8 protein-coding genes are annotated in these 11,069 nt (G+C 62.6%); 2 read left to right on the plus strand and 6 right to left on the minus strand.

The genetic code is table 11. The annotated features are described in order from the left end of the window. Window positions 1-124 precede the first annotated feature (124 nt). The 3 genes from FXV83_RS30255 to FXV83_RS30265 all read right to left on the minus strand — a co-directional run bounded on the left by FXV83_RS30255 (window position 125) and on the right by FXV83_RS30265 (window position 2,256). Window positions 125-1,153, minus strand: coding sequence for an alpha/beta hydrolase (locus FXV83_RS30255; RefSeq protein ID WP_148743244.1), 1,029 nt, complete (start codon window positions 1,151-1,153; stop codon window positions 125-127). Window positions 1,154-1,335: 182 nt separating this feature from the next. Next, window positions 1,336-1,755: a CBS domain-containing protein gene (locus tag FXV83_RS30260; protein WP_148743245.1), complete on the minus strand. Its 420-nt coding sequence runs from the start codon at window positions 1,753-1,755 to the stop codon at window positions 1,336-1,338. A gap of 30 nt (window positions 1,756-1,785) precedes the next feature. Next, entirely contained in the window at window positions 1,786-2,256 is a 471-nt protein-coding gene (locus FXV83_RS30265) for an aminoacyl-tRNA deacylase (protein WP_187436267.1), read from the minus strand. 371 nt (window positions 2,257-2,627) lie between these two features. Here FXV83_RS30265 and FXV83_RS30270 point away from each other — a divergent pair, with 371 nt between their 5' ends. Beyond that, window positions 2,628-5,417: a UPF0182 family membrane protein gene (locus tag FXV83_RS30270; RefSeq protein ID WP_148743246.1), complete on the plus strand. Its 2,790-nt coding sequence runs from the start codon at window positions 2,628-2,630 to the stop codon at window positions 5,415-5,417. 116 nt (window positions 5,418-5,533) lie between these two features. Here the strand turns inward: FXV83_RS30270 and FXV83_RS30275 are convergent, their stop codons facing one another. Both FXV83_RS30275 and FXV83_RS30280 read right to left on the minus strand, forming a co-directional pair. Then, window positions 5,534-7,828: an MHYT domain-containing protein gene (locus FXV83_RS30275; protein ID WP_148743247.1), complete on the minus strand. Its 2,295-nt coding sequence runs from the start codon at window positions 7,826-7,828 to the stop codon at window positions 5,534-5,536. A gap of 205 nt (window positions 7,829-8,033) precedes the next feature. Next, entirely contained in the window at window positions 8,034-8,597 is a 564-nt protein-coding gene (locus tag FXV83_RS30280) for a TetR/AcrR family transcriptional regulator (protein WP_148743248.1), read from the minus strand. A 114-nt stretch (window positions 8,598-8,711) separates the two neighbouring features. Here FXV83_RS30280 and FXV83_RS30285 point away from each other — a divergent pair, with 114 nt between their 5' ends. Continuing rightward, window positions 8,712-9,368: a glutathione S-transferase gene (locus tag FXV83_RS30285; RefSeq protein ID WP_187436269.1), complete on the plus strand. Its 657-nt coding sequence runs from the start codon at window positions 8,712-8,714 to the stop codon at window positions 9,366-9,368. 269 nt (window positions 9,369-9,637) lie between these two features. On the opposite strand, the gene FXV83_RS30290 is transcribed toward FXV83_RS30285, so the two are convergent. Beyond that, window positions 9,638-10,660, minus strand: a complete 1,023-nt coding sequence (locus FXV83_RS30290) for an LLM class flavin-dependent oxidoreductase (RefSeq protein ID WP_148743249.1) — start codon at window positions 10,658-10,660, stop codon at window positions 9,638-9,640. Window positions 10,661-11,069: the final 409 nt, after the last annotated feature.

An 11,069-nucleotide genomic window follows, 5' to 3' on the forward strand; every position in this document is an offset into this window, starting at 1 on the left:
GGGCGTAGCCAGGCGATCATGGCTTGGACCGAACCGGTCTTTTAGCACGACAGTGTACTCCGGCTGGCTCTCGGAGCTTTGATGCTGACCGCCCACGTCCCATGGCCCGGTGCAGATGCCTTCTTTACGCGGCCGTACCGTCGATCGAGCGGCGGATCACCCGCTGCACTTCCGCATTCGATAGAAACAGATCGTGGTTGATGAGGCCCCAGCCTTCCTGGGAAGCATCGACCACGCGCACGCCGAGCTGCTCGATGGCAGCCTTCTCGGCGGCGCCGACCCTGGTCATTCCACCTGCGATTTGCCCCGACAACGCCAGTGCGCGATCGTTCGTTGAGGCGATCACGGTGATCTTGCCGGCCAGCGGACCGATGCGGTGAATCGCCGACGAGAACACGTCCATGTCAATATCAGGCGCGGCAAACACGACCGCGCCGATCCTGCTCGTAACAGTGTCGCCGTATCGCGCATAGAGCTGCCGCAGGCTTTCGAGCGCCAGCATGGTACCCATGCTGTGCGCAACGATGTGCACCCGGCCGCCGCCTGAAGCCGACACGAGGGAAGAGAGCACGCGTTCGAAATCGTCGCGGGACCACATCGCGCTGTCGCGGTCATAGGCGTAGTCGAACAGTCCTGCCTTGGAGGGCCAGGCGAACACCATGGTCCGGCCGCGGAACCTGATCCCATCGGAGAGATGGGCGGCATCGAGCGCCGCGGTCTCGAATGTCTGCTTGAAGCCGTGCACATAGATCAGCACGTCTCCTCCCCCGCCGGCCTGCGCCAGGAGATCGCCAATTTCGGCCGACACCGGTTCGACCCTATCAAGCCGCCAATCGCCAAGTCCGACCGAGGCGAGAGAAAGGCGGCTCTCGTCCGGCACCACCAGCTTTGCCTGCGCGACTGTCATTCTGGTCGCGCGCTCCGGCCCGAACCAGGGTTTCGTGCGACCGCCGTTCACGGGCTTGCGCGTGGTAGCGACGAGCAATGTGGGGTCAACGGAAAGGGACGACGCGTCGTAGCGCGCGCCGGTCGCGCTCAGGCCTGCGCATCCTCCGAGCGTGAGCGCACTGCCTGCAGACACAAGCCCACCCAGGAGCGCGCGGCGCGAAAGAGAGTGACGAGAGTCGTGTTGCGGAAGACGTCGGACGATCACACGGAACCTTTGGGAACTTTGCCCACCATAACGCCGCCCCGCTCAACTCCCTGAATGACAATGGGGGCGAGAAGACGGCGGAGCAGCTTCGTGCTTGGCCGCGTGGCCATGGCGGCCGCGCTCACCGGCCGCGCGGGTCTGCGAGCGATCCGACCAAGTTCCGAAATCGAGCCGGCGTTGCTTCAATGATGGGCCGACACGCCCTTGACGCACTCGGACAGCAAATCGCTTGATGCGGAATGGCTGATGTCGCCCATACTGATCATGCCGACCATCCGCTTGCTCTTGTTGATGACCGGCAGCCTGCGGACCTTCAGTGTTTCCATGTGATGCACCGCCTTTGCGAGGTCATCGTCCTCGCGGCAACAATGGATGCCTTCAGTCATCACATCCCGCGCTGTCATGCGCGCGGCATTGAAGTTCTTGTTCGCAAGACCTTTGCAGACGATGTCGCGATCGGTCACCATCCCGATCAAATGGTCGTCTTCGCCGATCGGAATGCAGCCGATGTCGTGCCCTTGCATCAACTTCGCGATCTCGGTGATCGGGGTGTCGGGGCTGACCCAGTCGACACCCTTGTGCATCACTTCTTTGACTTTCATGGCAGATCTCCACTACTGGATTTGAGGTGGTCAGACGTGTGCGCTGAAGCGCCCATGCGGCGCGTTCGCCGTGAGGTGCGCAAACTGCGCGTGAGTGAGACGAAGCAGGGTCTCATGATCGCCGGCTTCCATGTAGATCTCCGGCTGTGTCTCGATGCTATCGTCAACGATGACATCGAGCCCGTAGCACTTGCCAACGGCAGGAACTGCGCCGTGTGCGCAGTCGCGGAACAGCTGATCGATCTCGGCCTCATTCGCCATATCGACGTTGTTGCCGAGCGTTGTCCGCAGATCCGACAGGCGAATGTGATGCGATGCGGGCACAACGGCGAGAATGTATTGGTCGTCGCGCCGCAACACGATGCCCTTGGCGAGACGATCGCCGGAGATATGGCATGCCTGAGCCGTACGAGTGGACGACATGCTGGGTTCGTGCTGGATCTCGTCGTATTGGATGTTTTCAGCCGCCAGATATTTTTGCAGTGTGGGAGCGATGGACATGACAGACCTCCGATGCGGTAGGCAGACCATCCGCCGTAAGTCTTCCAGCAGAACCTCGCCTTACGATGGGCGGCTGCGTGATCATAGATCAACATAGGCCTGTCATCTCCCAGCTTCAATTCTTCGTCACTGGGTCACTGACCGGGAGTGCAATGCAACACCTCCACTTCTCGCGCTGGGTATGTTTCCAGTCCCTGCTTGCAGCAGAGATCGTCGCGGCGTTCGGATCCGCCGATAGGGCAGGCATCTTGGCCCAATTCTCAACCGCCCTGGCTGTGCGCAGAAGCTGCGGAAAGCGCCGTCCGCTTTGACACGCAATCCCCAGCATGAATCAAGCGGCAAGCGTCCTTCATTTCCGCTATCATACGACCATGACGATCGGGATCACTGGACCCGAGCGGAAGGCACCAAGGCAAAACGCCGTGGTGAGGCTCATCATTGCGGCCTTCGTCGTCGGGATTTGCTTGATCCTGCTCAAGCTCGCGACCGATTTCCTCGTCGATTGGCTGTGGTTTTCCTCGATCGGTTATCTGCCTGTCTTTTTGACCAGCATCGGCGCCCAAGCCGTGCTGTTGGTGGCCGTTTTGACGGCAACCGCCGCCATGCTTTGGCTGAACGGATTGCTTGCCCTGCGTCTCACCGAGCGGCAGCCGACACAAGCTGTTGCCGCCTTCTTGTCGAAACTGGCGGGCAACGCGCCGCCATCTGACTTGTTCGCGTACATGCGCGATCAATTGCAATGGCCCAGGGTCATCGCGGCTGGTGCGGGTTTGCTCGCCCTGCTGGTCGCGGCGCCAGAAGCCGGCAACTGGAGCGTCCTGCTGCAGTATTTCTATCAAGTGCCCTATGGCATGGCCGATCCACTCTACGACAGGGACATCGGCTTCTTTCTCTTCTCGCTGCCCGCTTATATCCTCATCAAGAACTGGATGCTGCTCACCCTCGTTCTGAGCGCGCTTTTCGCCGGAACGATCTATTGGGCGCGTGGCGACATCGAATACGACATCAACCACCGATCAATATCGCCGACAGCGATCGCTCATGGTTCAGCGCTGCTCGGCTGTCTCTTCGCGGTGAAGGCTTGGTCCTATGTTCTCGACCGCTATCTGTTGCTCTATGGCGACAACGGCGTAGTTGTCGGCGCAAGTTTCACCGACGTGCATGTTGGGCTGCCCGGCTTGTGGCTGATGATCGGACTTTCGATCATTGCGGCGCTTGCTGCGTGGGCGAACGTCCGGGTTCGCACCTATCGGCTCCCCGCCGTGGCGATCGTGCTCGTCGGCGTCGGCACGTTCGTGCTGTCCGGTGCTGTCCCTGTGCTGTTCCGGCAGTTCTTCGTCAAACCAAGCGAGTTGGAGCTGGAGAGGCCCTACATCGAACGCAATATCGCGCTCACGCGGCAGGCATACAATCTCGATCAGATCGCAGCCAAGCCATTTGCGGCCGAACAGAAGCTCACCCCCGAGGTACTCGAATCCAACAAGGCGACAATCGAAAACATAAGGCTGTGGGACTGGCTGCCCCTGTCGGATACCTACGCGCAGCTGCAGGAAATTCGCACCTACTACAAATTCCATGATCTTGACGTTGATCGATACTGGCTCGATGGCTCCTACCAGAGCGTAATGCTCTCGGCCCGCGAACTGCGGCCTTCGTTGCTGCCGTCGAACGCCCAGACATGGGTTAACCGCCATGTGCTGTTCACGCACGGCAATGGCGCGGTGATGAGCCCGGTCACGCGCAAGAGCACTGAAGGACTGCCGCTGCTCTATTTGCGGGATATTCCTCCTGTCGCAGACGGCGGTCCCAAAATCCGCGAGCCGCGCATCTATTTCGGCGAACAGAGCGACGACTACGTCATCGTCAAGGGCAGCACGCCGGAGTTTGATTATCCGAAAGGGAAAGACAACGCCTATGCGGCCTACGACGGCGCCGGCGGCGTTCCGATCGGGACAATGGGCAGAAGAATCCTGTTCTCCTATTATTTCAACGACCCAAATCTTGTGCTCACGAACTATATCACGATCGACAGCCGGATCATGATCCGGCGCAGTATCCAGGAACGGGTGAGCACGATCGCGCCGTTCCTCAGGCTCGATCATGATCCCTATCTAGTCATCAGCGGCGGGCGGATGTTCTGGATGCAGGACGCCTACACGACGAGTTCCTATTTCCCCGCCGCGCAGCCTGTGCGGGACTTCGATCTCAACTATATTCGCAACTCGGTGAAGGTTGTCGTCGATGCGTATAACGGGACCGTCGAGTTCTATCTGATCGATTCAGGCGACCCGATTGCGGCGACCTACCAGCGCATCTTTCCGAGCTTGTTCAAGCCGTTCACGGCGATGCCACCGGACTTGCAGAAGCACGTTCGATATCCGGAGGACCTGTTCCTGATTCAGGCGCGACTATATCAAGTGTACCACATGGAAGCAGCCGACGTTTTCTACAATCGCGAGGATCTATGGCAGTTTCCACGCCAGCCGGGTGGCGACGGCGTCTCGACGATGACCCCCTACTATATCATCATGCGGTTACCTGGCGAAGCGCAGGCGGAGTTCTTCCTCATGCTTCCCATGGTCCCGAGTCGGCGCGACAACATGATCGCGTGGCTCGCCGCGCGCTGCGACGCGCCCGACTACGGCAAATTGATCGTCTACGAGTTCCCCAAGGAGAAGCTTGTCTACGGGCCGTTCCAGATCGAGGCGCGGATCAATCAGAATACGGAGATCTCACAACAACTCACGCTGTGGAACCAGATGGGCTCGCGGGTGATACGCGGTGCAAACCTGCTTGTGATTCCGATCGAGAACTCGATCCTCTATGTATCGCCGCTCTATTTGCGGGCACAGCAAGGGCATCTGCCGGAGCTGAAGCGTGTGATCGCAGCTTATGGCGAACACGTCGTGATGAAAGAGACGCTGGCTGAGGCCTTGTCAGCGCTGTTCTTGGAATCCGGCGCCGCGCCGGCAGTCTCAAGCACGACCGAAGAGATGCCCTCGACCAGCCCGGCGCCAAGTCAGTCACGAGAGGCGCTCGATCGCTACAATCAAGCAGTGGAGCGATTGAAGGCCGGAGATTGGAAAGGCTTCGGCACGCAGTTCGATGCGATGCGCGACCTCCTGGAGGAAATGAACCGACGCTCCGGCGGCCGCCGCTGATGCTCCGGGGATTCATCGCATCCACAGTGCGGACCCGCACACGGCGTCATAGCACCACGGCAAAGCAATAGGGCCCATCTTCATCGGCCGCGGCGCGCCGTTCATCACCGCACCACTCATGCGCTCTTCGGCCGAAAGGCGACGATGGATCCGGTTGCCTCTTGTTCGTCCATCGCCGCCTCGATAGCCCTTGCAAGTGCGGCCTGGTCGAATGGCTTTGACAGGCGCGGCAGGCTGGATCGCGCATCGCTGGGAATGTCGGCGTATCCCGTGCTTAGCAGGATGACCGCCTCGGGGCGCTCCGCGGCGACAGCGCTGGCAAGCTGCAGTCCGGTCATGCCGGGCATGGCGTAGTCGGTCACGACCAGGTCGACGGTGCGCGTGCGGCGGAGCAAGGCCAGCGCCTCATCGCCCGAGCGCGCCTCGACCACGATGTGGCCAAGATCCTCCAGCATCGCTGCGGTGTTCTCGAGCACCAAGAGGTCGTCGTCAACGACCAGCACGGAAAGCTGCCGGCTGGCCCGGGCAACCGGCGCCGGCGCCTCTGCGCGCAGCTCCGGCGCCGCGGTTTCCTCAGCGATCGGCAGCCAGATATCGGCTGTCGTGCCCTCGCCGGGACGGCTCTTCAAGACCAGCCTGCCGCCGGACTGCTCGGCAAGTCCGTGGACCATCGACAGGCCGAGCCCGGTGCCCTTGCCGACGCCCTTGGTCGTAAAGAACGGCTCCTGGGCGTGCCTGAGGATCTCATCGTCCATGCCGCAGCCGGTGTCGCTCACCGAGAGCGCGACATAGCCACTGGTCGAACGACCGCTTCCGTCCTGCTCCTCGCGCGCGGCGATGGTGATCAGGCCGCCGTCCGGCATTGCATCACGCGCGTTAACTGCAAGGTTGAGCACTGCCAGTTCGAGCTGGTTGGCGTCGACCGTCACTTTCGGCAGGTGCATCGGAAACAGCGTCTCGACACGAATTCCGGGCTCGAATTTCAACAATGATGCCATGCCGCGCACGAGGTCGCGGACATCGACCACCGCCGGCCTGAGGTCCTGTTTGCGCGCGAAAGCGAGCATGCGCTGGGTCAGGGAGGCGCCCCGCACCGCGCCCTGCATCGCGTTCTCGACCAGGCGCTGGATCTTCGGATCGCCCGGCGGCAGGCGCTTCTTCAGAAGCTCGAGGCTGCCGAGAACGGCGGCGAGCAAATTGTTGAAGTCGTGGGCGACGCCGCCGGTGAGCTGGCCGATGGTTTCCATCTTCTGCGACATCATCAGGGCTTCGCGCGCCCGATCCAGCGCTTCCTGCGCGCGCCGCCTCTCGCTGACGTCGCGCACGATCTTCGCAAAACCCGCGATGGCGCCGCTTTCGTTGCGGACCGCGACGATCGCCGCCTCCGCCCAGAAGCGACTGCCGTCCTTGCGCACGCGCCAGCCTTCGATGGCGAACTTCCCATCCCGCTCAGCGTCGACGAGACCGCGCCCAGGCGCCCCGGCCGCGCGGTCTTCCTCGGTATGAAAAATGCTGTAGCTCGTCCCTACGATGTCGTCGCCATAGCCCATCAGCCGGCGCGCGCCGAGGTTCCAGTTGCCCACCCGCCCGTCCGGGTCGAGCATGAAGATCGCGTGGTCGGCGATACCTTCCACAAGGAGGCGAAAGCGTTCTTCGCTGCGCCTCAGTGTGTCGGCCTCGTATTGGGCGCGCTCCGCGGACGCCCTATCATAGACGGCCGCCGCGATCCCGATGCTCAGGATCAGGATGGTGATGCCGGCGAGCAGGAACGCGAGCGGCGCCTGGCCGACGGCGAGATGTCCGGCCTCCTGGGCCGCGGCGGTCGTCGGCAGGAACATGACGCCTTGCATCGCGGCGTAGTGCATGCCGGAAATCGCAAGGCCCATGACCAGGCCCGCGAACAGGCGCTGGACCGCGCTGGTGTTGCGAAAGGCTAGCCAGAGCGCCACGACCGAGGCGCTGATCGCGATCAGGATCGAGAGCACAACCCAGCGGGACTCGTACTCTGTGATGGCCGCCATTCGCATCGCGGCCATGCCGGTGTAGTGCATGCCGGAGATGCCAAGTCCCATAGCGAAACCGGATACGAGCAGCGCCTGTGGGCGTCCTGCGACAACGGCAAAGGCCGCGGCGGCGACGACAATCGGAATGGCCAGCGAGAGCAGGGTCAGGAATGGATCGTACGAGATCTCAAGTCCGGGCTGGCTGAAGGCCAGCATGCCGACGAAATGCATGGACCAGATTCCGCCGCCCATGGCGATCGCAGCGGCAAGCAGCCAGGATCGACGGGCCCTCCCCGAAGCGGCTCGCATGCGAGTCGCCAGGTCCAGTGCCGTATAGGAGGCGAGCGCCGCGATCAGGATCGATAACGCGACCAGAACGAGATCGTGAAAAACGGCATGATGATGCATTTCGGCCAACGCTAGCCGAAATTGCATTCGGGTTTACGCATGATGTCCTCCCTCGACACCCGAAATCGTGCTCGGCACCAAGATGGGCGCCGCGACCGCAGGCGTCCACGAAGTTCGAATCGGCGGCCATGGTGCACGCAATCCTGCCGCGCCGCCACTCCAGGATTACGACGCACGTCGCCTAGACACGCGGCGCACCCATCCGTCACGCCGGCAGCAGGCCGGCCGCGCGGTAGCTGGCGATCAAGGCGTCGTAGAGCGCAAGATCCGAGCGGCTCCTCGCAAGCAGCTGGGCGCCGGCGATGGCGGCGAAGATCGCGCGGGCGCGCCCTTCGCTCTGCTCGGAACCGGCCAGCGCCGCAGCGGACAGGACCTTGCTCAGCCAGGCGACATTCACGTCGGCAAAGGTCTGCACCTCCTGCTTCACCGCGTCCGGCAAATCGTCATGCTCGGCCGCCATGAAGCTGTGCAGGCACATGCGGTTGCCGCTCTCGAGCGCCTTGCGGAAGATGTCGGGATAACGCTGCAGGCAGCGCAGGGGATCGGAGTTTTCGGCCAGCATGGATTCGAGCGCCGCCGCGGTGTCCTCCCAATAACGCCGGGCGACCGCTGCGCCGAGATCGGCCTTGCTCGGGAAGTGATAGTGGATGCTGGCGGCCTTGATGCCGACTTCAGCGGCAAGATCGCGGAAGTTTAGGCCGCCATAGCCGTGCGCCTGTGCGGTCCGTTTGGCGGCCGCCAGGATGGCTTCGCGCGCACTGGAACTCATATCGCCGCCTCACCGCCTCGTTATCTACCAAGTGACAGATAGGTTTTGACCGCCGGGTTTTGAAGGGCTATGGTTATCTACCATGTGGCAGGTAGAGAAGGCAGCCGTCCAATGATGAAGATTTACGACTGGCCCACCGGTCCTTACCCCGCGCGCGTGCGCATCGCTCTGGCCGAGAAGAATTTGCGGCCGCGCGTTGCGTTCGTGACGGTCGACCTCTGGAAGGGCGAGCACAAGAAGCCCGAATTTCTGGCCAAGAACTATTCGGGCACGCTGCCGGTGCTCGAGCTCGAGGACGGCACCTTCATCGGCGAATGCACCGCCATCACCGAATATCTCGACGCGCTCGATGGCGCGCCCGTGCTCACCGGCAGGACACCGCGCGAAAGGGGCGTGATCCACATGATGAGCAAGCGCGCCGAGCTGGAGCTGCTCGACGCGATCAGCGTCTACTTCCACCACGCCACACCGGGGCTTGGTCCCGACGTCGAGATCTATCAGAACGCCGAGTGGGGCCTCCGCCAGCGCGACAAGGCGCTGCGGGGCATGCATTACTTCGATGGCATTCTGAAAAACCAGCCCTTCGTCGCCGGCGAGGCCTTCTCGATGGCCGACATCACCCTCATCGGCGGCTTGATCTTTGCCGATCTCCTGAAGCTGCCGGTGCCCGCGGAGTGCGCGGCGCTTCAAGCCTGGTACGCAAGGATGCAGCAGCGTCCCAGCGTCAAGAACCGGGTGACGATGTCGGAGCCAGCCGAAGCGTCCGCCTGACATCAGGGTGGCGCCACCGCCAGGGCGAGATGAGTTCTTGGTTGAATCGATGCGGGCCCGGCATCGCGGGGCTCGCCCTACATCAACCTTCGTAGGCGCGGTGTCGCTTCAACATCCTCCGTCATTGCGAGCGTAGCGAAGCAATCCAGAATCTCTCCGCGGTGACGGTCTGGATTGCTTCGCGGAGCCTGTCGTCGGGCCGCGCCGCGCGCGGACCCGTTGGCTCGCAATGACGAGGGAAACAGCGGAGTGCGAGAAGCCGGATGGCCTCACCGCCACCCCAGCGCAGGCGCCACATGCGTCAATATCGCTTCGATCGCATGCGCGCAGTACGCGACGCCCAGCTGGTTCGGCACCGTCAGCAGCAACGTATCGGCCTCTGCGATCGCCTCGTCCTGGCGCAACTGCTCGATCAGTACATCGGGCTCTGCCGCGTAGCTGCGACCGAAGATCGCGCGGGTGCGCGGGTCGATGAAGCCGATCTGGTCCTCGCCTTCGCGCTCGCCGCCGAAATAGGCGCGGTCGCGATCGTTCATCAGCGCGAAGATGCTGCGGCTGACGGACACGCGGGGCTCACGGGTGTGGCCAGCGTCCTTCCACGCGGCGCGATAGCTACGGATTTGCGCGGCCTGCTGCACGTGGAAGGCCTCGCCGGTCTCGTCGTTCTTCAGCGTCGAGCTCTGCAAGTTCATGCCGTGCTTGGCAGCCCACACCGCGGTCGCGTTCGAGCCCGCGCCCCACCAGATCCGTTCGCGCAGGCCTTCCGAATGCGGCTCGAGCCGCAGCAGTCCGGGTGGATTCGGAAACATCGGCTGCGGATTGGGCTTTGCAAAACCCTCGCCGCGCAGGAGGTCCAGAAAGACCTCGGCATGACGCCGGCCCATGTCGGCATCGCTCGCGCCTTCGGCCGGCTGATAACCGAAATAGCGCCAGCCATCGATTACCTGCTCGGGCGAGCCGCGGCTGATGCCGAGCTGCAGCCGCCCGCCTGCGATGAGATCGGCGGCACCCGCGTCCTCCACCATGTAGAGCGGGTTCTCGTAGCGCATGTCGATCACGGCCGTGCCGATCTCGATCTTGCTGGTCTTCGCGCCGACCGCGGCGAGCAGGGGAAACGGCGAAGCGAGCTGGCGCGCGAAGTGATGCACGCGGAAATAGGCGCCATCCGCGCCGAGCTGCTCGGCCGCCACCGCAAGCTCGATCGATTGCAGCAGCGTGTCCGCGGCCGAACGCGTCTGCGACTGCGGCGAGGGCGTCCAGTGTCCGAACGAGAGGAATCCGATCTTTTTCATGAGGGCAACATAGGGATGACCGGAAGAGTTTGCGATACGTCGACCGCAGGAAAGGTGGCAAGATGAGCCGCCTCCGCGGCCCTGTCTCTCAATCGCTCGGAGGTCTCAGGCTGCCCTGGCCGTGGTATAGCTACGTTTTATGTTCGCTGCGCTCAACCATTGCGCTTTGTTGACGTCATCGAGGCCAGCCTTCAGCGCAGCCTGGTCCTTTCTATCCTCGTGGTACGCTGGCGGACTCTCGCAATCATCCTCGCAGAATGGGCGCACGATGTTGAAGTTTTCGATTGCGCGAGTTGCGTCCAGGGTCCGACCGAGAGCAGTCCAATCATGTTCATGGGGCCGGTCTAGGGCGTGTACTCGTAAGCGCCGTTCCGCGAGGGGAAAGCAGACCTAACATTACAGTTGCGTT

It is taken from the genome of Bradyrhizobium hipponense, assembly GCF_008123965.1.
GTDB lineage: Bacteria > Pseudomonadota > Alphaproteobacteria > Rhizobiales > Xanthobacteraceae > Bradyrhizobium > Bradyrhizobium hipponense.